Origin of the sequence: Desulfococcus sp. (genome assembly GCF_041737845.1) — a bacterium.
GTDB lineage: Bacteria > Desulfobacterota > Desulfobacteria > Desulfobacterales > Desulfococcaceae > Desulfococcus.
The window spans coordinates 97154-122612 of record NZ_JBGSQX010000147.1 but is presented as its reverse complement, the minus strand read 5'-3'; the positions used below and the strand labels follow the sequence as shown (position 1 = coordinate 122612).

The following is a 25459-nucleotide window of genomic DNA, read 5'->3' as shown; positions in this document are numbered from 1 at the left end:
GCATCAAGGCCGATGCCTTGACGCCCGACGACCCAAAAACGCAACATAAAGCGACCTTTCACCATGACAACAAGGGTGTTCATCAAAACCAATTTCGATCTCTGCACGGGCTGCTCCCTCTGCCAGCTGGCCTGCAGCGAGCGCCTGCTGGGGGGCTACAACCCCCACCGATCCCTGCTCCGGATCCGGCACGAGCAGGAGAATCTCTATCATTTCCCCGTGGTCTGCAACCAGTGCGCCAACCCCTACTGCGCGAATGTCTGCCCGGTGCAGGCGATCCGGAGGGACGAGACCACCGGCGCGATGGTCGTCGACCGGGCGGTATGCGTCGGCTGCAACCTCTGCAACCGCTACTGCCCCATCCATGTGGTGGGGGTCGACCCGGAGTTCAAAAAGTCCGTCAAGTGCGACCTCTGCGGCGGCGCCCCCCGCTGCGTCGCCGCCTGCCCGACGGGGGCACTGGAATTGATTTCACGGATGGAGGTGAACCATGACTGACGCTTACATGGGACAATTCCTCGTGGCGGACCTGGGCCGCCGAAGCGCCTGGACAGTGCCGGTGCCCCAGTGGCTGAAAAACGATTTCGTGGGCGGCAAGGGCTTCGGCGCCAGGCTGCTTTGCGACCTGGTCCCTGCCGGCGCCGATCCGCTGGGCCCGGAGAACGTGCTCATGTTCATGACCGGGCCCCTGACCGCGACGGCGGCCCCCAGCATGCGCGCCTGCGTGGTGACCCAGTCGCCCCTCACGGGGATCTACCTCGATTCGTTTTTCGGCGGACATTTCGGCCCGGAAATCAAGTATGCCGGATACGACGGCCTGATCATCCTGGGTCGGTCGGCCGACCCGGTCTATCTCTGGATTCAGGACGACCGGATCGAATTCCGCTCGGCCGAGGGGATCTGGGGCCTCGACGCTCTTGCCGCCAACGAACGGATCAAGGCCGACGTGGCCGACCCCGACGCCAAGGTCGTCACCATCGGCCAGGCCGGGGAAAACCAGGTCAAATTCGCCCTCATCAGCTGCGAATTCAACCGCCAGGCAGGCCGCGGCGGCGCCGGTGCGGTGATGGGGTCGAAAAACCTCAAGGCCGTCGCCGTCAAGGGGTCCCGCATGGTAGGCGTCCACGACCGGGAGGCGTTCCGGGAGGCATGCCGCATTTCAACGGCGGATATCGCGGCCAGCCCCACCTGCGACGCCCTCACGGACAGCGGCACCAGCAACGCGGTTCCCTGGTCCAACGCCGTGGGTCTTCTGCCCCACCGCAACTTTGTTGAGCAGGTTTTCGACAAGGCCGACCGTCTGGGCGATGAAGGCCAGAAAAAATACCTCTTTCTGGGCAAAGCCGCCTGCTTCGGCTGCCCCATCCGCTGCAGCCAGATGGGCGCGGTCCGGACCGGCAGATACGCCCACATGGTGACGGATATCGTGGAATACGAATCCGCCGCCCTCATGGGCAGCAACCTGGACATCCACGATGTCCGGGCCGTGGCCCATCTGGTGAAGCTCTGCGACCGCTACGGCCTGGACAGCATGTCCGCGGGCGGCGTCATCGGGTTCGCCTTCGAGGCTGCCGCAAACGGGGTCATCACGCCGCCTGCCGGCGTCGCTTTCGCCTTTGGCAGCGTCGCCGGCGCCGAATACCTGATCCGGTCCATCGCCCTCCAGGAGAATGAGCTGGGAAGGCTCCTGGGCCAGGGCGTCCGCCGGGCATCGAAAACCCTGGGCCGGGGCACCGAAGCCTACGCCCTGCACGTCAAGGGCCTCGAGGTCCCCGGATGGGCGCCGAGAGGCACCCCGGGCATGGGGCTCGCCTACATGACGGCCGACCGCGGCGGGTGCCACCAGCGCGGCTTCATGGTCGCCTACGAGGTGGGCGGCCGGGAATACCGGGGCAAGACAGTAGAGACGTATACGCTGGAACAAAAGGCCGAGATCCTGAAGGGGGAACAGGATTACCTGGCGGGAACCGACGCCCTGGTGAAGTGCGATTTCGGGGCCTTCGGCGTGCGTCCGGAAAGCTATGTCCGGATGCTGAACGCCGCCACGGGGCGACGGGTAGGGCCGGATTTCTTCAGCGAGCTGGGCGAGCGGATCTGGAACCAGATCCGGCTGTTCAACCTCCGGGCGGGTCTGACGGCCGGGGATGACCGCCTGCCCCGGCGGATCGTGGAGGAGCCCCTGCCCGGCGGACCCCACAAAGGGCGGCGCATCAGCGAGGAGGACATGGCGTTCATGCGGGCCGATTATTACCGGAAGCGCGGCTGGGACGCGGACGGGAAGCCGACCGCGGAAACCCTCTTCCGCCTCGGGCTCACCCAGAAAAACCAATTCGACATCACCGCCGGCAGGGGAAACCGGCTCGCATCTCCCAACGGCATTGGGATTGAATGAGGAAAAAAATGGCGACAACACACTACGACTATATCATCGTCGGCGGCGGCTCCGCCGGCTGCGCTCTGGCCAACCGCCTGAGCACCCATCCCGAGCATAAGGTGCTAATGCTGGAGGCCGGCCGCCCCGATTATATCTGGGACATCTTCATCCACATGCCCGCGGGCCTCACCATCCCCCTCGGCAACAAGCTCTATGACTGGTGCTACGAGAGCGAACCCGAGCCGCACATGAAAAACCGCCGCATCTTTCACGGCCGGGGCAAGGTCCTGGGCGGATCCTCCAGCATCAACGGCATGATCTACATCCGCGGCAATGCCATGGATTACGAGCGATGGGCCGCAGACGAAGGGATGGAAAACTGGGATTACGCCCAATGCCTCCCCTACTTCAAGCGGGCCGAGACCCGGCTCATCGGCGCGGACGCCTACCACGGGTCGACCGGCCCCCTCTACCTGGAGACGGGCCCGTGCAAAAACCCCCTCTTTTCCGCCTTCCTGAAATCGGCCGTGCAGGCCGGATATCCCCTGACCGACGACGTCAACGGCTACCGGCAGGAGGGGTTCGGGGCCTTTGACCGGAACATCTACCGCGGACGCCGCCTGAGCGCCGCCCGGGCCTACCTGCACCCGGTCAAGGGGCGACCCAACCTCAAGGTCGTCTGCCGGGCGCTCGCCACCGGCATCCTGTTTCAGGGAAAACGGGCCGTCGGGGTGGAATTCGTCAAGGGAAAGGGCGCCGCGACAAAGGTCTACGGCAACGAAGTGATCTGCTGCGGCGGTTCGATCAACTCCCCCCAGCTCCTTCAACTCTCGGGCGTGGGCAACGCCCGCGATCTCGGCCGCCTGGGCATCCCGGTGGTGGCGGATCTTCCCGGCGTGGGCGAGAACCTGCAGGACCACCTGGAGGTCTACGTCCAGTACGCCTGCAAGAAGCCGGTCTCCATGGCGCCGGCCCTCAGGTGGTGGAACAAGCCGTTCATCGGCTACCAGTGGCTCTTCCACCGCAAGGGCGCCGCCGCCACCAACCATTTCGAGGCGGGCGGGTTCATCCGCAGCAACGAGGAAGTAGCCTATCCCAACATTCAGTTCCACTTTCTGCCGGTGGCCATCCGGTATGACGGATCGCAGCCGTCGAAAGGGCACGGCTACCAGGTGCACGTGGGCCCCATGTACTCCGACGCCCGGGGTTCCCTCAAGATCACCTCCCGAGACCCCAGAGTCTACCCCAGCCTGCTTTTCAACTACCTCTCCACCGAGCAGGACCGCCGCGAATGGGTCGAGGCCATCCGCTGCGCCCGGCGCATCATGAGACAGCCGGCTTTTGAGGAGTATAACGGCGGAGAGATCTCCCCCGGCCCCGGGGTTTCGACGGACGAGGAGATCCTTGACTGGGTGGCGAGAGACGGCGAGACGGCCCTCCACCCCTCGTGCACCTGCAAGATGGGCGTCGACAAAATGGCCGTGGTCGACCCGGGGTCCCTGAAGGTCCACGGGCTTACAAACCTCCGGGTGGTGGATGCCTCGGTGATGCCCTACGTTACCAACGGCAACATCTATGCGCCGGTGATGATGATCGCCGAAAAAGCGGCGGACCTCATCCTGGGAAATACCCCCTGCGCGCCGGAGAACGTTCCGTTTTACCGGCATCAGCCTGATGGAGGGAACGCGTGAACCCGCGCGGGTAGACCGCATCCGCCGTCTCGTCGACGGCGGGTCATCCCCCCGCCGCCCCGGTTTCAACCCGTCGTTCGACCCCGGTATGCCTCTTTGATTTTGCTCAGGAGTTCCTGGAGTTCGCAGGGTTTTGACAGGTAGCCAACGGCGCCAAGGGCGATTCCGTCCCGGGCGGCTTCCGCGGAGCCGTGTCCGGTCAGCATCACCACCGCCAGATTCGGATCCATTCGCTTGAAGACTTTCAGCACCTCGATACCGTCCATGTCTTCCAGCTTCAGGTCCAGAACCGCGACATCGAAATCCTGTTTGCGCAGGGCCTGGATCCCCTCCTGGCCGCTGGACGCCTTGACGACGGACAGCCCGCGCTTCCCGAGGCGGTTGGAAAGGACATGCAGATATTCCTTTTCATCATCCACCAGAAGGACCCGAATGGGTTCTTTCTCCGAATCCGCGTCATGGCCGCCCTTTTTCTCTTTCATGTTGCCCTCTAAGCGCGGCGCCCGATGATTTCTTTCATCCGGGCTTCGAGGATTTTTTCCTCATGGGCCGTCTTTTTGGAGGCGGCCTCCTCCACCTTGCGGAGCAGCACATCCATCTCGCAAGGCTTCATCAGATAGTCGAACGCCCCCAGCTTCATGCCTTCAATCCCCGTTTCGATGGTGGCATGGCCGGTGAGCATAACGACCTCCACCAGCGGGAATTCGCCCTTGATCCGCCTGAGCGTCTCGATCCCGTCCATGCCCGGCATCTTGACGTCGAGGATCACCACCTCGATGGAAGGCTGCCGGGCTAGCTGATCCAACGCTTCCTGGCCGCTGAACGCGGTGACGATCTCCAGATTTCTTTTTCCCAGGCGCTTTGTCATCGTTTCGACGAAAGGGACTTCATCGTCCACCAGGAGCACTTTCGCTATGGCCATGATTCATTCCTCCTTGAGGGGTTCGAGGCGTTCCCCCCGGTTTTCATCTGATTATTCCGCCGGAGTGTCCGGCGGTTTCTTGTCGAAGGCCGGCAGCCGTATGCAAAACTTCGTGCCCTCGTCCACGGCGCTCTTCACATCGATGTCGCCGCCCATCTTCTTCACGATGCCGTAGCAGATCGACAACCCGAGTCCGCTCCCCTTTCCCACCGGCTTGGTGGTGAAAAACGGGTCGAAAATCCGGCTCATGTTGGCCGCGGGGATGCCGCAGCCGTTGTCGGCGATGTCGATGACGATGTTGCCTCCCTTGAGGGACGTCTTGATCTCGATCTTCCCGTTTATCCCCTTTTTATGGATCGCGTAGATCGCGTTGTTGATCAAATTGAGCAGGATCTGCTGGATTTCCGTGCTCGAAACGTGAACAGTGGGAAGGTCTTCCTGAAGGCTCGTCTCGATCAGAACATTATCGTATCGGGCCTGTTTCTCTGAGAGGGCGACCACCTCCTCAATCAGCTCGTTCAACTGGAGTTCGTGAGCTCGGGAATCGGATTTGCGTGCGAAGCTCAACAGCTTGTGGGTGATCTCCTTGCACCGGACGCCCTGGTCGTGAATCTGCTTCAAGGATCTCTGGATCTCGACGGCATTCTTGAGGTGATCGAGGTTTTCTTCCGCAAGCAGGTCTTCTATCCATCCGGCCTCCTCCATCATGATGGCGACGGGATTGTTGATCTCATGCGCAATGCCGGAAGCCAGCTCGCCGACGGATGCCAGTTTTCCGGTCTCGATGATCTGCTGGTTCATCAACTCCTTTTCCCGGTCCAGGTCGACGAAGCGATTGACGATGACCCTTGACAGGAGCATCACGGTCAGAAGAACGCAGAGCCCCGCGATGCATAGAATGATGATGGCGACCCGCTGGGCCTTGATGTGATTCGAGAGGGCATCCGCCTTGTCCTGCTGGTAGACCAAAAGCCAGTCCTCTCCCTTGAGGAAAGCGCCGACGAGGACGCTTATGCTGCCGGTTTCCGGGTCTTTTCTCTCGACGATATGAATCTCATTGGCATACCGCTTGCCGCCCTTGATCAGCTCGTACAGACGGCGCTGGTCGCCGCCGTTGCTCCCGGCGGGCGGCCGGGTCTGAAACTGTCCGTCCTTGTTGAGGATGAAGGCCATCCCGGTTCGGCCCATGCGGAGGTTCTCGACCAGGGAATTGAACGAGAGAAAGGAGATGGTGGATCTCAGGATCCAATACCCTTCCGGCGACTGGTGCCTGACCGAGACAATAAAATGGGGTTTTGCCCGCAGTCCCAGGAACACGTCGCTGACATAATGACGACTGGCGATGGCCTTCCTGAACCAATCGGCCCCGGCATAATCGGCGCTTTCCAGTTCATACGGGCCGGCATAGGAAAGCTGGCGGCCGTATTCGTCCACCACGCCGAGATCTTCGAAAACGGTGCCGTATTCCCGTTGAAGCAGGGCCAGCCTGTTTTCCAGAAAACGTTCGTCTTGAAATTTCTCAAAAGGAAAGGATCCGGCGAGAAACCGGATATCGCTCAGTTTCTCTGCCAGGAAAGCGTCGATATTCTGTTCGTGCTTCAGCACCAGTTCCCCCAGGTGAGCGTATAGCCGCTCCTGGTAGGATTGCTGGAATTGACGCAGCAGAAAGAAACTGATCAGGGCCAGGGGGATGATGGACACCCCGATGAGAACCAGCATGATGCGCCGGGTCAGGTGCTGATAGTATGACCCATCCACCCGTTTTTCAGACATGATTGGTGCCATCCTCGCGCCCTAGATTCCGGTGCGCTCAAACTCGACTTTCTTGACCGCCCGCTTCAGCGCCTCGATGCTGTTGCCTCCCTTTTCAACCACGGCCGCACCGTTGGGCAGGTCACACAGCCAGTCGACGCTGGTGGGGGATATGTGCAGGATGATGGGCAGCGGGGGGATGAGGCTTCCCAGCCTCTTCATCAGGGCGAGTTCTTCGCAGCGGGGAATTTCAGGGTCGATGATCAAAAGGTCAATCCCTTCTCCGGTATGAATTCTTTTCATGACCGCATCGCCGTTGTCCGCAAGATAGACGGTATAGCCTTCGAGCGTCATCTCGCGTTTCAGGAATTCACGTATGTGTGCGTTTCGATCGGCGATGAGCAGATTGACGATTTTCTTTTTCACCGGCATCCTCATGGGTAGGGTTTCACCCGGAGAAAAGCAAGGCCGATGCCAGATGTACGTCAATCCCCAGCAAATATATTTGTTTAATATAATAGGTAAAAAATCAATTGAAATCAATAAAAAAAGTGCATCGGCAGTCTGGATGTCAACTTTTTTAACAGTGTGTAAAGCCGTGGCTCCGGGGAAGGCGGCGCGAAGTCCTTCGCAATAACGCCGTTTTAGGGGATTTTCGCCGACGGGAGACCCCTAAAATAATTCTCCGATCTCGTTTTTGAATGTGGTATGTTTTTCATGGCGCTGCGCATGTCCCGCGCGGGAGGCGGGTCCTGCCGGGTGCGCCGCTGCCGGCCATTGCGACAAATGATGACAGGAGATTCCAAATCATGCGGTTTCGACCCTTCAACCTTCGATCCCGGATTTACCTGATCCTGGCGGGACTGGTGATGATGGCCGCCATGGGCGGCGTCGTAACCGTCTGGAACACCTTTCGGATCGAGCGTCTGCTGTCTGAAGTCATCAACAGCGACGTCACCGCCTTCCGGGTCGTGGTGGAGATGGAGGCGGCCCTGGTCAACCAGAAGGGATTTGTCACCTACTATTACATCGACGGCAATCCGGACTGGCTCCGGCAGTTGGGCGAATACCGCCAGATTTTCAGGAGATACCTCGATAAAAGCCGTCAGATCGCCTCCACTCCGGCTCAGGAAAAGGCCCTGGATGAGATCGCGACGGAATACCAGACCTATGTCGATACCAAGGATATCATTGTCGGACATTACCAGCGGGGTGAAAAAGAGGTCGGCGGCCGGCTTCACCAGAAAACGCGCCGGCATTTTTTCAAGATCCTGAGCCTGTGCGAGGAATACAAAAACCTGTATCTGAAGCAGATGCTCGCCGCGGAAAAAAATTCCCAGTTTCAGGCCAGGGCGATCCGGGCGGCGGCCTCCGTCGGCATTCTCTTCTCTTTTCTTCTGTCCACCCTCCTCGCCTTTGTCCTGGTGGAGCAGGTGTTCAAACCGGTCCGCGCGCTCACGCGCGAGACCGAGATCCAGGAGGGGGTGAAACCGATCGAGGAGAATGAGATTTCCGCCTTGAGCCGCAGCGTGCGGGGGCTGATTAAAGATGCGGGCGAAACCCATATCGAATTGCAGAAAAGCCGGAAGCACCTGATGGCGTCGGAAAAAATGGTGATGCTGGGCAAGCTCGCCGCCGGCACGGCCCACAGCATCCGCAACCCCCTGACATCCGTAAAGATGCGGCTTTTTTCCCTCTCCCGGTCCCTGGTCCTGACGGCGATCCAGCAGGATGACTTCAATGTCATCTCCGAAGAAATTCGGCATATCGACACAATCGTCCAGAACTTTCTTGAATTTTCGAGGCCGCCGCGCCTCAACATGCAGCCCGTGAGCCCCTCCAACGTCGTCGACAATGCGGTGAAGCTGCTGGAGCATCGGTTGAGATCCTACGGGGTCCAGGTGGAGGTGGAGCGGAAACGGAAATTGCCGGAGGTCGCGGCCGATTCCGAGCAGATGAAGGAGGTCCTGGTCAATCTCATCATCAACGCCTGCGAAGCCATGCGGACCTCGGGAAAAATCATCATCCGCGAGGATCTCGGAAATGACGGCAACGGAAACCGCACAGCGGTCATCCGCCTGAGCGACACCGGCCCCGGAATCTCGGAGTCCATGAAAATCAAGATATTCGAACCGTTTTTCACGTCCAAGGAGGAAGGGACGGGCCTGGGGCTCAGCATCGCCATGAAAATCGTGGAAGAACACAACGGCTTGCTGGATGTTGAATCGGTCGAAGGCCAGGGGGCCACGTTTATCATCACGCTCCCCGTGAAGCCGCCGCCCGCCGAGGCGTGACCATCGACATGCCCCGATGCCCGAAGGCGTTTGCGGCCCCATTCAAAGGAGATTCATGACCCACACAAGCACCATTCTGATCATTGACGACGACGACCAGCTGCGCGCCAGTTTCGTCCGACTGCTGACTGAGGAGAACTACAGCGTTACCAGCGCGGCGTCCGGGGAGGCGGGCCTTCGCATCATCGAAGACGCCCTGCCCGACCTCGCGATCATTGACGTGCGGCTGCCGGGAATGAGCGGCATGGAAACCTTTCAGGCCATCCATGCGAGGGAGCCGAAGCTGCCCGTGATCATCATGACGGCCTACGGCACCACCGAAACCGCCATAGAGGCCACCAAGATGGGCGCCTTCGACTATATCCTGAAGCCGTTCGACATACCGGCGATGCTGTCAACGATCCAGAAGGGGCTGGAGGCCGGCAGGTTCATGAGGTCCCGGGTCAAGATGAACGCGCCCCCGGATGATACGGGGCAGGACGCCATCGTGGGCAGAAGCGCCGCCATGCAGGAGGTTTACAAAGTCATCGGCAGGGTCGCGGCCACGGATGCAACGGTTTTCATCCGGGGGGAATCCGGCACCGGCAAGGAGCTGGTTGCCCGCGCCCTCTATCACCACAGCAACCGCAGCGACAAGCCTTTCCTCGCCATCAACTGCGTGGCCATCCCCGAAACCCTGCTTGAAAGCGAGTTGTTCGGGTACGAAAAAGGCGCGTTTACAGGGGCCTCCCACCGCCGCATCGGCAAGGTCGAACAGGCCCATGGCGGAACCATTTTTCTGGATGAAATCGGCGACATGCCCTTGAACCTCCAATCCAAAATCCTGCGGCTGGTTCAGGAAAAGAGCATCGAGCGGCTCGGGGGGCGGGACACCGTTCCCACCGACGTGCGGATCATCGCGGCAACCAACCGGAACCTCGAGGCGGCGATCTCGGACGCCCAGTTCAGGGAAGACCTCTACTACCGGCTCAAGGTGGTGACCATCTGGCTGCCGCCCCTCCGCGATCGAAAGGACGACATCGCCGATCTCGTCAACTATTTCCTGCTGAAATTTTCAAGTGAAGAAGGGAAGGAAAACCCGGGCATCTCCCCGGCCGCGGTGGAGAACCTGCTGGCGTATCACTGGCCTGGAAATATCCGTGAGTTGTCCAATATCATTCGAAAGACATTGATTTTCAACCGGGGCACCCCGATTTCGGCCGAGGAGATCAGCCAGGCGCTTAACGAGAAGGGGCAGGCGGAATCGGAAAACCGCAGGGATGCGAACGATATGCTGGTGCGGTATGTCCGGTCCCTCCTCCAGACCAAAGGGAAGGAGAACCTGTTCGAAACCTGCATGGATCAATTCGCGGGTCTCATCGTAAGGGAGGCCCTGAACATGACCAGCGGCAACAGAAGCCTGGCCGCCAAGCTCCTGGGGGTTTCCCGGCCCACGCTCCACTCGAAAATCGAAAAATTCGGCATCGGGTTTGAAACCATCGCCAAAAACGAATGATGCGCCGAAGGGGGCCTACGGGGAATCCGCATTCCTCCGGGAGCGCCGCCATCCCAGCCATCCGGCCGCCGCGGCCGCGGCCAGGACCGACGCCGGAAGCAGGAAGGCGTATACGAGCATGCCGCAGGCGGCCACGGTGAGTATCGCTGCGATGCACAGCAGCACGAGGGTCCTGAGGGAGGATGCGATGGACAGGGTATACCGGCTGGAGCAGCGGACGGACAGCTCGATGGGATGCTCCGCCGGGGGGCGATCCATCCGGGGATTCACGGCGACGCCGCCGAAGGGCCGGCCGGCTTCGGCCGCCTGCCGAAGGATGCGAAACACCGGCTGGGGCGTTTCCGGCCGAGCGGCCCGGTCGATCTCCTTCCGGAGAGCGGGGTGCTCCCGAAGCGCCTGAACCAGTGTGTAGCGGCCCGCGCCAGTCTTGCGGGTCAGGTCATAGGCCTGGGCCGGTGTCAGGGCCAGGGCCGCCGGCGCCATGGCGTAGACCCAGGCGGTGCCCGCCTTGTGCTTCCGGATGAAATTGCCCAGATCGCTCCGGGAGGGATCGCTGATTCTGGCGAGGGTTCCGGATGCGGCCGCCGCCGTGACCTCCCTGCCCGAGGCCCTTGAAACGGCTTTCGCGACATCCCTTGCCTTCAGGGCGGCCCCGGTCATCAGGGCCTCCACGACCCGCCGCGCATTTTCGGGAGCGGGGTCTTCCATCCCCGCCGTCAGATCCGCAGGCCCGCTCATGAGCCCTCGTTGATTCTTTCCCTCAGTTTGCCCGAGCACTTGAAGGTGACCACCTGCCTGGGCGACAGCAGCATGTCGTCTCCGGTGGCGGGATTTCTGCCCCGGCGTTCCTTTTTGCTTTTTACGCAGAATTTCCCGAAACCGCTGATGAGGACGTCTTCACCGCCGGTCAGGGTCCGCTTCATGATCTCCAGCAGCGATTCAATGAGGTCCGTCGCCTCTTTTTTGGAGAACCGTAACTGGTTCTGGACTTCCTCGATGATAGATGCCTTGGTTAAAGTCATTCGTTTCTGATTCCTCCGCCGTTACGGCAACGAACCCCGAGATTGGAATCCATCACGTCAAATCTCCATGGGGGTTGTGATGTTTAAACCAGTCGATCAGCCTGCCGGCGACGCTTCCCCAACCGGGCACCAGCGGCAGTTCCTGAGGCCCGAACCAGCCCGCCTCCATGACTTCCTCCCCATCGATCGATATCTCCCCCGACGCCCACTCCGCGGTGAAGGCGACCATGAGCGACCCAGAGAAGGGCCATGGCTGGCTGCCGAAATACTTCAGATTTTGGATGCGGATCCCGGCTTCCTCCATGACCTCGCGGTGGACGCAGGCCTCCAGGGTCTCTCCCAGCTCGACATACCCGGCCAGCACGCTGAAAAGCCGTTGACCCGGATAGCGTCCGGATCGCCCGAGCAGAATCCGCCCCTCCCGGATCACCGCGACGATGACGGCGGGGGAGATGCGGGGATGGTTGGTCACCCCGCAGGTTGTGCAGATCGCTGCGCGTTCGGTCGGCATGAGGCGGGTTTCGGCGCCGCACCGGCCGCAATACCGATGGGTGCGGTCCCACCGGACCGTCTGAAGCGCCGTTCCCGCCAGACCATAAACGACTTCGTCAAACCGTCCGAAAAGTTGGCGCAGGTTCACAAACGCCATGCCGTCCGGCAAGGGGGCGTCATCCGCCAGATTACCCGCATAGCACGGCACCCCGGAAAGGGCGCCCAGGCGCAGGATCCGGGACAGATGCAGGTCCAGCGAAGCCGGCGTCGGCGACTGGGGTATCCGCGCGGTGTCCGCCCCCGCTTCCACCAGAAGACTGTCCTGGCGAAACAGGAACCAGAGCGCCGTTGCTTCCGACAGGGTTCCCGCGACAAAGGATAGTGACGGCTCAAAAATCATCGTATTGGAGATGTCGCCCATGCATGTCCCCAAAAACACGATGAGACTGGCAGGGCAAGTCTCATTGTGATGGAAGGATATTGTTTTATACTCAAATTACCATAGGTTGTAAAGAGAAGTTGCGGTCGGGTGCTCATTTTGTTATCCAATGGGCGGATCCGTTCCCTACGGCCTGCTGCGGCCGGGGGGAAAGCGCCGCCTGCCGACCCCGCCGCGATCAAAGATGCGCTTCTCGCATCGTTTGGCGCCGGCCGAAGAGGAAAAAAGATGCCGACCATCCGCGAACAAATGATCGATCTCCTGCTGACCGGAGAATATGATGCCCATGAGCTGTCCCAGCACTTGAGGATTCAGGAAAAAGAGGTCTACCTGCATCTGCCCCACATCGCCAAAACCCTCGCGCCCCGGAAGCGGAGGCTCACGGTCGTTCCGGCCGCCTGCATCGCCTGCGGGTTCGCGTTCAGGGACCGCTCCCGCTTTGAAAAGCCGGGGCGATGTCCTGTGTGCCGCAGCGAACGGATCCGTTCACCCCGGTTTTCGATCGCTTAGGGCGCTTTGGTTATCGCCGCCCGAGATCGAAGCGCAGGGTTCCGGAGAACGGCGTCCCGGGCGCCCGCTTCCGGGTTTCAGGATGGGTCGGCCGGGTGGACGCAAAGGATGCCTTGGGACTCGAATGGAATCTATTTCTTGGGGAGCGAAGGCTTTGACGAGCCGTAGCCGTCGGCGTACCATCCCCCGCCCTTGAGGGAAAAAGAACAGCAGGACATGATCTTCTTGGCGCTTCCGCCACATTGGGGGCAGGGGACCTCTTCAGTGCCCATTTTCACCAGGGCTTCGGCGAGCTTTCCACACGATGGGCATTCAAACTCGTAGTACGGCATTTCAACACTCCTCCCGTGATGCGGTCATGAAGGGGTCCATGTAGCAGATCGGCGGCCCCGTGGCAAGTTTTTTTACCGTGACGGCGGCCGTGACCTCATAACCCGTCGTGGGCCGTCCGCCGGATGATCTCATCCTGCAGCTCCGGGGTCAGGTCGACGAAATAATCGCTGTAGCCCGCCACCCGGACGATGAGGTCCCGGTAATCGTCGGGGGCCGCCCGGGCCCGCTTCAGGGTTTCCGCGTCCACCACATTGAACTGGATATGGTGCCCGTCCAGCTTGAAATAGGCCCGGACCAGGTGGGCCAGCTTGTCGATGCCGGTATCGTCTGCCACCACCTGGGGGAGAAACTTCTGGTTGAGAAGGGTCCCCCCGGTCCGGAGGTGGTCGATCTTGGCGGCGGACTTGATCACGGCCGTGGGCCCCCGGCGGTCCGCCCCCTGCACGGGGGAAATGCCCTCGGAGAGCGGCGCGCCCGCCTTCCGGCCGTCGGGCAGCGCCCCGATGCGCCCGCCGAAATAGACATGGACCGTCGTGGGCAGCAGGTTGATGCGGTGGACGCCGCCCCGGGTGTTGGGGCGACCGTTGATCGCGCCGTGGTAAAGTTCGAAAACCCGGCGCATGACGTCATCGGCCTCGTCGTCGTCGTTTCCGAATTTGGGCGTTTCGTTCAGCAGCACATCCCTCAGGGCCTCATGGCCCGTGAAGTCGTCCTTCAACGCCCGGAGGAGATCCGCCATGGCCAAGGTCTTCTGCTCGAACACATGGGTTTTGACCGCCGCCAGGGCGTCGGTGATGGTGCCCAGCCCCACGCCCTGGATGTAGGAGGTGTTGTACCGGGCGCCGCCGTCGGTGTAGTCTTTTCCCCTTTCGATGCAGTCGTCGATAAGGAGCGACAGGAAGGGCACCGGCATCCAGGCGGCGTGAATCCGCTCGATGATATTGTTCCCCTTGATCTTGATGTCGACGAAATGCCTGAGCTGCCGTGAAAAGGCCTCGAAAAACTCCTCGAAATCGGCAAAATCCGCAGGCGGCCCGGTCTCGATGCCGATCATCTCCCCCGATGCCGGATCGACGCCGTTGTGGAAGGTCAGCTCCAGGATCTTGGGGATGTTGAAATAGCCGGTCAGGAAGTAGGCTTCCCTGCCGAATGCGCCGCTCTCCACGCACCCGCTGGCGCCGCCTTCCCGGGCATCCTCGATCCCCTTTCCCTGTCGGACCAGTTCCTGGACGATGCTGTCGGTGTTGAAGATGGACGGCTGCCCGTAGCCGGTCCGGACGATCCTCAGGGCCTGCTTCAGAAACCGGTCCGGGCTCTTCTTGCTGAGCTGGATCATGGCGCTCGGCTGGAGCAGCCGCATCTCCCGGATGACGTCCAGGATGAGGTAGGTCAGGTCGTTGACGGCGTCGCTCCCGTCCCGCTTCACCCCGCCCAGGTTGATGAGGGCAAAATCCGTGTAGGTGTTGCTCTCCCTCGCGGTGACGCCGGTCTTGGGCGGAGAGGGATGGTTGTTGAACTTGATCCAGAAGGCCTGCAGCAGCTCCCGGGCCCGGTCCCCGGTCAGGGTCCCCGCGGCCGTCTCCCGCCGGAAGAATGGGTAGAGGTGCTGGTCGAGCCGGCCGGGGTTGAAGGCATCCCACGGATTCAGTTCCGTGATGACCCCCAGGTGAACAAACCAGTAATGCTGGAGCGCCTCCCAGAAGGTCCGGGGCGAGTCGGCCGGCACCCGGCGGCAGATACCGGCCATTTGTGCGAGCTCCGCACGGCGTTCGGGATCCGCCTCCTTCGCCGCACGCTCGTCCAGCAGCGCCGCATAGCGGCTGGCATAGGCTATGATGCCGTCTGCGGCGACATCCATGGCCGCGAGCTGCTGCTTCCTGGCGAACGCGCCGGGGTCCCCGTAATAATCGAGGCTGGACATGGCCCGGGCGATCTCCTGCTTCAGATCGAGAAACCCCTTCCGGAAGAGCTTTTCCCCCAGGACCGTGTGGCCGGGCGTCCGCTGCTCCTGGAATTCGGTGAAAACGCCCGCACGGTAGGCGGCCTCCCAGTCGTCCGGGACCTCCTCGAAGATCTTCTCCCGAATCGATTTGCCTGTCCAGAAAGGGATGACCGTCTCCCGGTAGGCCGCCTTCGTCTCCTCCGACACCGCAAAGGAGACCTTCTCCCGGGAGTGGATGATCTCGAGGTCGGCCTCGCCGTGGAGGCAGATCTCGGGATAGGTCGGGGTGGCCTTGGGCGCGGGCCCCCGCTCCCCCACGATCAGTTCTCCGTCTCCCAGCCACAGGGATTTGTGCTCCATGAGATAGTTGAAATTGAGGGCCCGCTGCATGGGGACGGATGCCTTCTGGGCGATGCCGGATTGATAAAACGCCGTCACGAGAAGGGCCCGCTCCCCGGACAGGCGCTCCCGGGCGGCCAGGCTCTCTCGGCGCAACCAACTGATACGTTCGGTCATGACGTTATCCTCCCACGGTGACGGTGAAGCCGTATGATGCAAACCCATCCCGGATGCGGTCGATCACGGCCGGTGAGGGCGCCTCGGCTCCGCCCATCCTGTCTGCGGCGCCGAGTTTGCGGTATTTCCCTTGCGCAGTGCGGTGATAGGGAAGGATGGACACCTCCCGTATGCTCTTGAGATCCCGAACAAAAGCCGCGACGGCCGCGATGTTGTCCGGGGCATCGGTCATCCCTGGGATGGCCGGAAACCGGAGGAGGGCCGGTTTGCCGCTTCCGTCCAGGGCCTTCAGGTTCTCGAGTATCCATGGGTTCGGGACGCCCGTGAGTTCAAGATGCCGGGCCGGGTCCATCACCTTGAGATCATACAGGAAGAGGTCCGCCGCCGCCAGGATTTCCGAAAAGACCTCCGGGGGCGCGTACCCCGAGGTGTCGACGGCCGTGTGGATCTCCCGCTCCCGGCAGGCCGCAAGGAGTGCCCGCAGAAACGCCGCCTGAAACAGGGGCTCCCCGCCGGAAAACGTCGCACCGCCGCCGGATTCGTCGTAGAAAATCCGATCCTTTTCGATGTCGCCCATCACCGCAGCGACATCCACCTCGCGGCCGATGATCCCGGTTTTCACCACGCGGCCCCCGCCGCTCCGCAAAAGGTCCTTCCCAAGGAATTCCGGACCTTGCCGCAGCCCCTCGGGGTTGTGGCACCACGGGCAGGACAGGGGGCACCCCTTCAGGAAAATCGTGGTCCGGATGCCCGGTCCGTCGTGGATGGCGTATTTTTTGATGTTGAAGATCGTCCCCTTCATCGGGTCTCCGTTCCAATGCGCTCCGGTTTTCACGCGTGCCGCCGCAGGAAGCATGAGCATACCATGATTCCCGGGCAATTCGCAATCCAGGCCCTCCTTAACACCTCAACTTAATTTGACATCCCTTGTTTTTAGATTATCTTCCAACCATTATTGACGGTTCCGCAAAAAGGCCGATATCTGCGTTACGCGTATCCCTCGTCACTGCGGCGTACTATCCGTACGCCGCATTCCTCGGGATTCGCAAGCCTTGATCTCGACCTTGTTATAAAACCGTCTGAAAATCGACTTTTTGCGAATCCATCATTACTCACCGTTGAAACCGATGCCGGATTTTCTGAGGAGCTTCATGATGCTGAATCCTTTACACTGTGTGCGGCGAATGGCGATGGTCATTATGGTATTGACTCTCGGGCTTGCTGCCCTCTCGTGCGACGCCAAAAAGACGGCCTCCGAAAACACGCCGCCGACCATCCGCCACGACCTCCGCGTCCGGATCTTCCCCTCCGAGCATCGGCTTTCGGGCGCCGACACGATCACCCTCCCCTCGCCGGGCGACCGGAACCTCACCTTCTATCTCTCTGAAAGAATACGGGTCGCAGGCGTCCAGGTCAACGGCCGGGCTGTAAAATACCGCCACCGGTCGGGCCGCCTGGAGCTTTTCCCGCCGCCAGGGGAGGGAGGCGGCGAGATCACCGTGGCCGTCCGTTATGACGGCGTCTTCGACGATCCTGCGCCGGTCATGCCCGTCAACACCGACAACCCCGGCTACGGCGTCACCGGCACCATCTCGGAGACAGGGGTGTTTCTCCTGGGAGGCGCGGCCTGGTATCCCGTGGACGACGGCCCCGGCACCGCCATTCGCCTCGAGGTCGAAGCCCCCGAAGGCATGGTCGCCGTCACCGCGGGCAGATCAGCGGGCATCCGGACCGAAAACGGCCTGACCCTCTCGACATGGGAGATCGGCCGCGTCACCGAGCCCATCGCCCTTTCGGCCGGACCCTACGAGGTCAGGGAGGCCGCCGTGGGGAAAATCACCGTTGCCACCTATTTTTTCCCCGGGAGCCGCCATCTGTCGGCGGACTATCTTTCGGCCGTCGAGCGATTCATCCGCCTCTATGAAGATCTTTTCGGGCCTTACCCCTTTGAGAAGTTCGCGGTGGTGGAAAATTTCTTTCCCACCGGATACGGCTTTCCCTCCTACACCCTCTTGGGCACCCAGGTGCTCCACCTTCCCTTCATCAAGGAGACCAGCCTCGGGCACGAGATCGCCCACTGCTGGTGGGGCAACGGCGTGGGCGTCGATGCCTCCCTCGGAAACTGGAGCGAGGGCCTCACCAGCTATGTTTCGGATTATCTCTACCAGGAGAGGATCTCCGCCGAGGACGGCAGGGCGTACCGCCGCCAGCTCCTCCGCAACTACGCCGACATCATCCGCCCCGAAAACGACTTTCCCCTCGGCGCCTTTACCGGCCGCACCGACCCGCCGACCAAGGTCGTCGGCTACGACAAGGGCGCCATGGTCTTCCACATGCTCCGCCGCGAGGTCGGGGACGACGCGTTCTGGAACGCCCTCAGAACCCTCTACAGGACCTACCTCTTTCAGACGGTTTCGTGGGCGGAGATCCGGACAGTTTTCGAAGAGGTCCACGGCCGCTCCCTGGAACCCTTCTTCCATCAGTGGCTGGACCGGCCCGGAGCCGCAGTGCTCTCTCTGGAAGGGGTGACATTGGCTGAGGAAAACGGCGGCCGCCTCGTCACCGGAACCCTGCGTCAGGCGGCGCCGTGGTATCGGGTCCGGGTTCCGGTCGCGGTGCTCACCCCGGCTGGAGAAACCCGGGTCATGGTCGACATGGACGGGGAAAAAGCGGCGTTCGCGGTGGAGGTTCCGGCCGGTTCCGGAGCCCGCGGTGAGGACGGGACCCCCGAGGCGGTCATGGTCGATCCCGATGCGGACATCCTCCGGAGGCTCTATCCCGAGGAAATCCCCCCGTCGGTCAACAGCCTCCGGGGCTCGGACGCCGTTACGGCGGTCGTATCGGAGAGGCGTCCGGAGGAAGCGGCCCGGGCCCGGCTGCTCATCGCGGCCCTGGGCCTGGAAAATGCCGACGTCGTGGCGGAAGGCCGCCTGACGCCGGAGGCCGTGCGCAACCGGGATCTCATTTTCATGGGCATCCCGCGGGACCCCGGGCTGCTCCGGGGCGTGCCCGGGGCGGCGGCCATCGAGGGCAAGACCATTGTCCTCGGCCCCGAGGCGTTTTCTCTGGAAAACCATGCCGTCTTCATGGTCTTCCCCCACCCGGTGTCGGAGGGTCGCGTCGCCGCCCTGTTCTCGGCCCCCGACGGCCCGGCCGAGGCCGTCCTCCGCAAGATCCCCCACTACGGCAAATACAGCTACCTGGCTTTCAAGGATGAAAAGAACCGGCAGAAAGGCATATGGCCGGTCACCGAAAGCCCCCTGATTCACCGATTCCAGATCGAAACCCGCTCCTACCGGAGGCAGCCATGAAAAGAAACCCTTCCCTCGCCGGACTGGTGCTCGCCGCCGCCCTGTTGTGCGGCTGCATCGTATCGGCTTCCGAAACCCGCATCATGGACATCGAAACGGGCAGGGAGATGCCCCTTTCCGACCTTCTCCCCGAGTTGAAGAAGAACCGGATCCTCTTCGTCGGAGAGGTCCACGATCAGCAGGCGCACCATGAGGTCCAGCTGAGCATCATCCGGGCGCTCCACGAATCGGGCACGAAGGTGGCCATCGGCATGGAGATGTTTCGAAAGGACAGCCAGGCGGATCTGGACCGATGGGTCGAAGGGGAGATAACCCTCAAGGACTTCCGGCCGGTCTATGACGACAACTGGAACTTTCCCTGGCCGCTGTATGGGGGGATCCTGACCTACGCGAGGGAGAAGAGGATTCCCGTGGTGGGTCTCAACGTGTCAAAGGGGATCACACGTCAGGTGGCCAGAAGCGGCTTCCAGTCCCTTGACGGCAGACAAAAGGAAGCGTTGCCCATGGTCACCTGCCATGTGGATGAAAAGTACATGCATTTTATCAAGGAATCCTTTGGGCTCCATGGTCACGGCCGGCTTAATCTCACCTATTTCTGCGAAGCCCAGCTCGTCTGGGACAAGTCCATGGCTGTACATGCGCTGGAGTACCTCTTCAGCCGGCCCGAATCCCTCATGGTCGTCGTGACGGGAAAAGGGCATGCCCAGAAGATGGGCATCCCGGCGCAGATTCGAAAGCGAAGCAGCCTGCCTTTGACCGTCATGCTGCCGCAGCTTCCCGAAAGCCTGGTTTCCGGTCCCCAAGGCAGGGACGATGCCGATTACCTTTTCAGATCGCCCTGATGGCAGGCCATGGCGCAAAGCCGTGTCAATTGTTCCTGAAAAGGTTCATGGTATCTTCGATGACGATCGCCCTCAGGCTGTCATCCCCTGAAAAGTGGACCGAATTGTTCTCGGGATTATAGGTGACGCTGCACTCGTATTTGGCGCAGGCGCTGTTCAGCAGCTTGGATATGACCGCCAGGTTCGTGTTCTTGACGTTGATCGTTAAGCCATCCATGAGGGCACCTCCTTGTTTTAGCGTCATTTCTCTCATCTTGGATATCTTATACTAATTTAATCCGAAATTTGTCCCGGTAAAGGGGGTTGATGCGATATTTGGTTTTTTTCGAAAAAAACCGCTTCAGCCCCGGCTTTCGGGCACCCCGAGCTTCCGAAGCACGTAGACCATGGGGCAGGACTTGGAGAAGCCGTACTGAAAGAGATTGAGCCCCACAAAGGCGGTAAAAAAATACCACCCCGGATGCACCCAGGTTCCCAGTGCCAGGCTCACCAGAATAAACGTTCCCGCGATGACATGGATCCAGTCGTTGATGGTCATGAGTCACCTCCTTGGCATTAAGAATGTCGGGGGAGGTCAGCGGGGCCTGCGGCGACAGGATCTTGATCTGTCGCCGCCCCGTGCACTCCCCTTCTCTGTCCGGCCGGTTTGTTCCTTACCAGTGGCCGTCGACATTGGCCTCGCTGATGAACGGGAGCCGGCCCCGGGTAAAGGCCTCGACGGCTTCTTCAACGGTACCGAAGGTGTTGGCGTCATTGGCTACCTGGATTCCTGCGGCCTGGAGGGTTTTAAAGGCGTTGGGGCCGCAGTAGCCGGTGAGCAGGACATCGACCCTCCGGTCGGAAAGCCCGGCCGCCGCCTGGATGCCGGCACCCTTGAAGGCGTCTGCGTTTTTCCGGTTGTCGATGACCTCGACATCGGGGCTTTCCGAATCGACGATAAGGATGTAGGCCGCGCGTCCGAACCGGGGGTCGACCGCCGCATGGATGTCGGTTCCCTTGGAGGTGACAGCGATTCTCATGATGCGCTCCGTTCGGTTAATGGCCGCCACCGCCTCCGCAGACCTGGCTCTCATCGATCCTGGGCAGGGTCCCCGCAATCAAATCCTCGACCACCGGCTGGATATCGATTCTCTCGGCATCATAGTAGACATCAATGCCGGCTTGACGGAACCCCATGAGAGGCCGCATGCCGATGCCGCCCACGATCAGGGCGTTGACGCTGTTGCCGGCCAGGAGGTTGACCGGCACCATACAGCCGCCCTGCACATGCTCCTGGTTGGCCAGGGTGGATACCGACTGTATCCGGCCCTCGGCCACATCGATCAGGGTGAATACGTCGCAATGCCCGAAATGGCCTGCTCTTTTCCCGTCTATTCCGCCGGTTCCCACCGACGGCACCGCAATTCTGCCTTCTTTCATCATCAATGATTCTCCTTCGAAAATTCGTTTTTTTTCATCATGCGTTGTCCATCATGGCCGGAGACCGGGCGATCCTCCGCCAGATCTCCTTTACTATCAATGCAGCCTCGCCTTCGGGGTCGTACTCGACGATGGTCCGTCCCACGACCATGGCGCGGGTGAAGGCCGGGTCGAAGGGGATCCGCCCCACCACCGACATGCCGAGGCGCTCGGCGTGGCCTTCGATCTCGGCGGTCTTATCCGGGTTCAGATCGTACTTGTTGACGCAGACCATACCCGGCACCTTGAAATGCATCGCCAGCCGGACGGCCCGGTCCATGTCGTGCATCCCCGATACGGTGGGCTCGGTAACGATCAGGATGGCGGCAGCCCCGCCGATGGCGGCAATGACCGGGCAGCCGACCCCCGGCGGGCCGTCGGTGATGATGAGGCCCAGGCCCGCTTTCCCGGCCATGGACCGGGCCTCCTGACGGATCAGGGTAACCAGCTTGCCGGAATTTTCCTCGGCCAGGCCCAGTCGGGCATGGACCATGGGCCCGAACCGGGTGTCGGAAACGAACCACTGGCCGCAGGTGTTCTCCGGAAAGTCGATGGCTTTTTCCGGACAGAGATCGACGCAGACCCCGCAGCCCTCGCAGTCAATGGGATCGATCACGAATGTCCCGGAAACCTCGGCAACGGCCCCGAACCGGCACAGATCCCTGCAGGTGCCGCATCCCGTGCACCGGTCGGGAACGATGACGGCGGTGTTCCCGCCGGTAAAGTCCGTCGTCCTGCGGACCTCGGGTGCCAAAAGCAGATGAAGGTCCGCGGCATCCACGTCGGCGTCGCACAGGACCTTGTTCTCGGCCAGGGCCGCAAAACATGCCGTGAGGCTGGTCTTTCCCGTTCCACCCTTGCCGCTGATGACCACCAGTTCCTTCATTGTCCGCCCCCCTGTCCGAGGCACGCCGCTATGCTGCGGTAAAGTTCCCTGAAGCGGTTTTTCCACTCGGGCATGTCATCCACCATCATGATCCCTCTCGAATAGGCATGGGCAATTTTCCGGTCGAAAGGAATCTCCAGGAGCACCGGGATATTTTCCTCGGCCGCATATTCCCTGACCCGGTCATCGCCGATATCCGACCGGTTGATCACCAGGCCACAGGGAATGCCCAGGATCCGTACCGCGCCCACCGCGAGCTTCAGGTCGTGGAGCCCGAAAGGCGTCGGCTCGGTGACCAGGAGGACGAAATCGACCCTTTTCATGGCCGCCACGGCCGGGCACGAGGTCCCCGGCGGGGCGTCGATGATGGTGATCCGCTCCGGATCCCGGCAGGCGCGCACCTCGCGGATCAGCGGCGGCGACATGGCCTCGCCGACCCGCATGCGGCCGTGGACGAAGGCGATCTCCCGGGCCGTGCCCTTCTCGATCTCACCGATGGCGCGGCCGCCTTCCGTGATCGCCGACTCGGGACATACGGCCATGCAGCCGCCGCAGCTGTGGCACATTTCCGGAAAGGTCAGCACGGTTTCGCCGATGACGATGATGGCCTTGAACCGGCAGATCTCCGCGCATTTTTTGCAGTGGGTGCATTTGACCTCATCGATTTCAGGAACCGGCACGAAAACCGGTGTCGTCTCCGTTATCGTCGGCTTCAGGAACAGGTGTGCATTGGGCGCTTCGACATCGCAGTCCAGAATTTGGACGCCTGCGCCCATGGAAACCGCCATGTTGACCGCAACAGTGGTTTTTCCCGTTCCGCCCTTTCCGCTGGCAACGCTGATGATCATGGCGTGGCCCCCGCGGTCCGGGTCATCCGCATGACCCTGTCGAGCGTTTCGAGCAGGCTCCGGGATTCGCGCCGACCGGGCCGGGGCGAAAGCTGCACCAGGATCCCCAGCCCTTCGGTGGCTTCATGAAAGTCCTCCGGGGAAAGCGGGCTGACCAGGGCCACGGCGGTCATCGGGTTCCGGAAGGCCACCTGCCGGGCCAGCGATAATCCGGTCATGTCCTTCAGGGTCTCGTCGATGACGACCAGATCCACCTTCCTTTCCGATAAAATCTCCTGTGCCTCCGCCCCGGACGCCGTCAATTCGATCGAGGCGCCGCCTGCGAGCCCGATCTCATCGCTCATTTCCGCAAAGGATGCGGCCGGGCCCACCGCCAGTATCTCCATCATGTATCTCCTCCCGTCTGAAGCCGGCGGCACAGAACCTGCGGCGTGCGTTAGGCCGCCGCCATGTCGCCGGCAAGGTGAACACCTGAGGTAAAGCAAACGGCGTGCCACAATCACGGAAATCGGAGGCAAGGTTCCGGCGGGGACAGGATCGGGGCGGGAAAGGGAAAAGAGGGACGCGCGGCGGGGAAACATCCGATCAGCGGTCATCGGCCTTCAAGGGAATGTCATATTTTTTCATGTACTTCCAGACGGCCGTCCGGCTCATGCCCATGCGCCGCGCCGCCTCGGCCTTGTTCCAGCCGCAGTCGCGAAGCAGATCGAGGAGGCTCTCGCGGGTGGGCCTTTCCCTTCGACCCCGGAAGGCCCCGGCCGGGGCCGGATCCGGGGATGGAAACGGCCGGTATTCGACCTGCCGGATTTCGACGGGGAGGTCGAACACATCGATCTCGGCATCGGAACAGAGGACGAAGGCGTGCTCAACGGCGTTTTCGAGCTCCCGGACGTTTCCGGGCCAGGCGCAGTCCATGAGGATGCGCATGGCTTCGGCGGAGATGCTCCGGATCGCCTTGCCGGTCTTCTTGTTCTGGACGCCGATGAAATGGCCGGCCAGAAGCGGCAGGTCCTCCTTCCGCGCCCTCAGGGGCGGCACCTGGATGGGGAAGACCTTGAGTCGGTAATAGAGGTCTTCCCGGAACTCCCCCCGCCGGACCCGGTCGAAGAGGTCCCGGTGGGTCGCTGCAATGATCCGGATGTCGATCCGCCGTTTTTTCGACTCGCCGACCCGCTCGATCTCCCGCTCCTGGAGCACCCGGAGGAGCTTGACCTGGATGAGGGGGCTGACCTCGCCGATCTCATCGAGAAACACGGTTCCGCCGTCGGCCTCCTCGAACCGGCCCTTGCGGTCCCTTCCGGCGCCGGTGAACGACCCCCTCACGTGGCCGAAGAGTTCGCTTTCCAGGAGGGATTCCGATAGGGCGCTGCAGTTGACCGTAACCATGGGCATCTCGGCCCGGATGCTGTTGTAGTGAATGGCGCCGGCCACAAGCTCCTTCCCTGTGCCGCTTTCTCCGGAAACGAGGACCGTTGCCTCGCTGGCCGCGGCGGCCTCGATGGCGTCGAACACCTGCCGCATGACGTGGCTTTTGCCGATGATGTTGCCGAACTGGTGGAGTTCTCCCAGGCGCCGGGAGACCGCCGCCACCTGATGCTGCATGGTGCGCAGCTCCGTCAGGTCCGTCACCGTCTCGACGACGCCGATGACCCGGTCGTTCTCGTCCCGCACCAGCCGGGCGCTCTTGAGAACCGGCACGTCATGGCCGTCCTTGTGACGCAGGACATATTCCTGCGCATCCACCCTGCCCTTCTCGTAGATGCCGCATTCCTTGAAGCTGGTCGGGCTTTTTTTCCCGAGGCAGTGGCTGAAGCAGAGAAGTCCGCAGCCCCGGCCCAGCGCCTCCTCGGCGCGATAGCCCGAGATGCGCGCCATGGCGGGGTTCCAGAGGGTGATCCGCCCCTTCTCGTCGAGGGTGAAGACCCCGTCGGCCATGGACTCGAGGACCAGGCTGGAGATGCGAGGGTCCGGGGATGTCGACGGATCGGTCCTGGAAACGGTCATCTCGCGCGTCTTCCTTTATCCTCGTCTATATTTTTGTGAAACATGATTCTTTTCATTTTTTTCCCGGCCGCCCCTCTTCCGGTGTGTATTTGCGTTACGGTAACGTTATCTGAACGTCAACTTAATTAGTAACGATCGACTTTGTTGTCAATTCCCTTTTCGTGGCCCCATCTCTTCCAACCGGCGTCGCGTCGTATCCTCGCCCGCCGGGTCCCCATGCGCCGCCGTTCCGATTTGGATCTCCGGGAACATGAATCCATTCCCCGGGGCACGTCATGGCATATTCCTTGAAGAAGTGCGGAAAAGGATTGCAGGCGCCCCCTCACCC

The 25459-nt window shown here is 61.6% G+C and carries 26 protein-coding genes; 8 read left to right on the top strand and 18 right to left on the bottom strand.

Annotated elements, in window-relative coordinates; translation table 11 throughout:
- Positions 1-63: 63 nt before the first annotated feature.
- From ACEW8N_RS18415 to betA, 3 genes are read left to right on the top strand one after another with little or no spacing between them, the layout of a single operon-like run.
- Positions 64-498: a 4Fe-4S dicluster domain-containing protein gene (locus ACEW8N_RS18415; protein ID WP_373501322.1), complete on the top strand. Its 435-nt coding sequence runs from the start codon at positions 64-66 to the stop codon at positions 496-498.
- A complete protein-coding gene (locus ACEW8N_RS18410) occupies positions 491-2392 on the top strand; it encodes an aldehyde ferredoxin oxidoreductase family protein (RefSeq protein WP_373501321.1) in 1902 nt (633 codons plus the stop codon). The genes ACEW8N_RS18415 and ACEW8N_RS18410 overlap by 8 nt, the downstream gene beginning before the upstream one ends.
- Positions 2393-2400: 8 nt before the next feature.
- Positions 2401-4065, top strand: a complete 1665-nt coding sequence (gene betA, locus ACEW8N_RS18405; RefSeq protein WP_373501320.1) for a choline dehydrogenase — start codon at positions 2401-2403, stop codon at positions 4063-4065.
- A 65-nt stretch (positions 4066-4130) separates the two neighbouring features.
- Here betA and ACEW8N_RS18400 read toward each other — a convergent pair whose 3' ends face one another.
- Genes ACEW8N_RS18400 through ACEW8N_RS18385 form a run of 4 tightly spaced genes read right to left on the bottom strand, consistent with a single transcriptional unit; the run spans position 4131 to position 7165 of the window.
- Positions 4131-4547: a response regulator gene (locus tag ACEW8N_RS18400; RefSeq protein ID WP_373501319.1), complete on the bottom strand. Its 417-nt coding sequence runs from the start codon at positions 4545-4547 to the stop codon at positions 4131-4133.
- An 8-nt stretch (positions 4548-4555) separates the two neighbouring features.
- Positions 4556-4987, bottom strand: coding sequence for a response regulator (locus ACEW8N_RS18395; RefSeq protein ID WP_373501318.1), 432 nt, complete (start codon positions 4985-4987; stop codon positions 4556-4558).
- A 51-nt stretch (positions 4988-5038) separates the two neighbouring features.
- The gene (locus ACEW8N_RS18390) at positions 5039-6760 is read right to left on the bottom strand and encodes an ATP-binding protein (RefSeq protein WP_373501317.1); all 1722 of its coding nucleotides are present in this window, start codon (positions 6758-6760) and stop codon (positions 5039-5041) included.
- 21 nt (positions 6761-6781) lie between these two features.
- On the bottom strand, positions 6782-7165 hold the full coding sequence (locus ACEW8N_RS18385; protein WP_373501316.1) for a response regulator: 384 nt from the start codon (positions 7163-7165) through the stop codon (positions 6782-6784).
- A gap of 383 nt (positions 7166-7548) precedes the next feature.
- Between ACEW8N_RS18385 and ACEW8N_RS18380 the strand changes: the two genes are divergently transcribed.
- Together ACEW8N_RS18380 and ACEW8N_RS18375 are read left to right on the top strand one after the other, a co-directional pair.
- Complete coding sequence (locus ACEW8N_RS18380; RefSeq protein ID WP_373501315.1) at positions 7549-9033, top strand: sensor histidine kinase; 1485 nt, start codon at positions 7549-7551, stop codon at positions 9031-9033.
- 55 nt (positions 9034-9088) lie between these two features.
- Positions 9089-10528, top strand: coding sequence for a sigma-54-dependent transcriptional regulator (locus tag ACEW8N_RS18375; RefSeq protein ID WP_373501314.1), 1440 nt, complete (start codon positions 9089-9091; stop codon positions 10526-10528).
- Positions 10529-10543: 15 nt separating this feature from the next.
- On the opposite strand, the gene ACEW8N_RS18370 is transcribed toward ACEW8N_RS18375, so the two are convergent.
- From ACEW8N_RS18370 to nudC, 3 genes are read right to left on the bottom strand one after another with little or no spacing between them, the layout of a single operon-like run.
- Positions 10544-11266, bottom strand: coding sequence for a hypothetical protein (locus ACEW8N_RS18370; protein ID WP_373501313.1), 723 nt, complete (start codon positions 11264-11266; stop codon positions 10544-10546).
- Positions 11263-11550, bottom strand: coding sequence for an integration host factor subunit alpha (locus tag ACEW8N_RS18365; RefSeq protein WP_373501312.1), 288 nt, complete (start codon positions 11548-11550; stop codon positions 11263-11265). Before ACEW8N_RS18365 ends, ACEW8N_RS18370 begins: the two co-directional genes overlap by 4 nt.
- A gap of 52 nt (positions 11551-11602) precedes the next feature.
- Positions 11603-12463: an NAD(+) diphosphatase gene (gene nudC / locus ACEW8N_RS18360; protein WP_373501311.1), complete on the bottom strand. Its 861-nt coding sequence runs from the start codon at positions 12461-12463 to the stop codon at positions 11603-11605.
- A 246-nt stretch (positions 12464-12709) separates the two neighbouring features.
- Here nudC and ACEW8N_RS18355 point away from each other — a divergent pair, with 246 nt between their 5' ends.
- Positions 12710-12991 carry a transcriptional regulator gene (locus ACEW8N_RS18355; RefSeq protein WP_373501310.1) on the top strand — a complete coding sequence of 94 codons (282 nt, stop codon included), beginning with the start codon at positions 12710-12712 and terminating at the stop codon, positions 12989-12991.
- Positions 12992-13122: 131 nt separating this feature from the next.
- Here the strand turns inward: ACEW8N_RS18355 and ACEW8N_RS18350 are convergent, their stop codons facing one another.
- The 3 genes from ACEW8N_RS18350 to ACEW8N_RS18340 all read right to left on the bottom strand — a co-directional run bounded on the left by ACEW8N_RS18350 (position 13123) and on the right by ACEW8N_RS18340 (position 16584).
- Positions 13123-13323: an FmdB family zinc ribbon protein gene (locus tag ACEW8N_RS18350; RefSeq protein WP_373501309.1), complete on the bottom strand. Its 201-nt coding sequence runs from the start codon at positions 13321-13323 to the stop codon at positions 13123-13125.
- 95 nt (positions 13324-13418) lie between these two features.
- Positions 13419-15782 carry a trans-4-hydroxy-L-proline dehydratase gene (gene hypD, locus ACEW8N_RS18345; protein WP_373501308.1) on the bottom strand — a complete coding sequence of 788 codons (2364 nt, stop codon included), beginning with the start codon at positions 15780-15782 and terminating at the stop codon, positions 13419-13421.
- A 4-nt stretch (positions 15783-15786) separates the two neighbouring features.
- Complete coding sequence (locus ACEW8N_RS18340; RefSeq protein WP_373501307.1) at positions 15787-16584, bottom strand: glycyl-radical enzyme activating protein; 798 nt, start codon at positions 16582-16584, stop codon at positions 15787-15789.
- Positions 16585-16972: 388 nt separating this feature from the next.
- Here ACEW8N_RS18340 and ACEW8N_RS18335 point away from each other — a divergent pair, with 388 nt between their 5' ends.
- Together ACEW8N_RS18335 and ACEW8N_RS18330 are read left to right on the top strand one after the other, a co-directional pair.
- Positions 16973-19093 (top strand): M1 family metallopeptidase, encoded by a 2121-nt coding sequence (locus ACEW8N_RS18335; RefSeq protein ID WP_373501306.1) that lies wholly within the window; start codon positions 16973-16975, stop codon positions 19091-19093.
- Positions 19090-19935 carry a ChaN family lipoprotein gene (locus ACEW8N_RS18330; RefSeq protein ID WP_373501305.1) on the top strand — a complete coding sequence of 282 codons (846 nt, stop codon included), beginning with the start codon at positions 19090-19092 and terminating at the stop codon, positions 19933-19935. The genes ACEW8N_RS18335 and ACEW8N_RS18330 overlap by 4 nt, the downstream gene beginning before the upstream one ends.
- Before the next feature lie 25 nt (positions 19936-19960).
- Here ACEW8N_RS18330 and ACEW8N_RS18325 read toward each other — a convergent pair whose 3' ends face one another.
- From ACEW8N_RS18325 to ACEW8N_RS18290, 8 genes are all read right to left on the bottom strand, one after another.
- Positions 19961-20152, bottom strand: coding sequence for a hypothetical protein (locus tag ACEW8N_RS18325; RefSeq protein WP_373501304.1), 192 nt, complete (start codon positions 20150-20152; stop codon positions 19961-19963).
- A 123-nt stretch (positions 20153-20275) separates the two neighbouring features.
- Positions 20276-20473, bottom strand: coding sequence for a DUF2892 domain-containing protein (locus tag ACEW8N_RS18320; RefSeq protein WP_373501303.1), 198 nt, complete (start codon positions 20471-20473; stop codon positions 20276-20278).
- Positions 20474-20588: 115 nt separating this feature from the next.
- Positions 20589-20954 (bottom strand): NifB/NifX family molybdenum-iron cluster-binding protein, encoded by a 366-nt coding sequence (locus ACEW8N_RS18315; RefSeq protein ID WP_373501302.1) that lies wholly within the window; start codon positions 20952-20954, stop codon positions 20589-20591.
- A 16-nt stretch (positions 20955-20970) separates the two neighbouring features.
- On the bottom strand, positions 20971-21354 hold the full coding sequence (locus ACEW8N_RS18310; RefSeq protein WP_373501332.1) for a NifB/NifX family molybdenum-iron cluster-binding protein: 384 nt from the start codon (positions 21352-21354) through the stop codon (positions 20971-20973).
- A gap of 37 nt (positions 21355-21391) precedes the next feature.
- Positions 21392-22279, bottom strand: coding sequence for a 4Fe-4S binding protein (locus ACEW8N_RS18305; RefSeq protein ID WP_373501301.1), 888 nt, complete (start codon positions 22277-22279; stop codon positions 21392-21394).
- Positions 22276-23127 (bottom strand): ATP-binding protein, encoded by an 852-nt coding sequence (locus ACEW8N_RS18300; protein WP_373501300.1) that lies wholly within the window; start codon positions 23125-23127, stop codon positions 22276-22278. Before ACEW8N_RS18300 ends, ACEW8N_RS18305 begins: the two co-directional genes overlap by 4 nt.
- Positions 23124-23516, bottom strand: coding sequence for a response regulator transcription factor (locus tag ACEW8N_RS18295; protein ID WP_373501299.1), 393 nt, complete (start codon positions 23514-23516; stop codon positions 23124-23126). Before ACEW8N_RS18295 ends, ACEW8N_RS18300 begins: the two co-directional genes overlap by 4 nt.
- A gap of 196 nt (positions 23517-23712) precedes the next feature.
- Complete coding sequence (locus ACEW8N_RS18290; RefSeq protein WP_373501298.1) at positions 23713-25131, bottom strand: sigma-54 interaction domain-containing protein; 1419 nt, start codon at positions 25129-25131, stop codon at positions 23713-23715.
- Positions 25132-25459 lie beyond the last annotated feature (328 nt).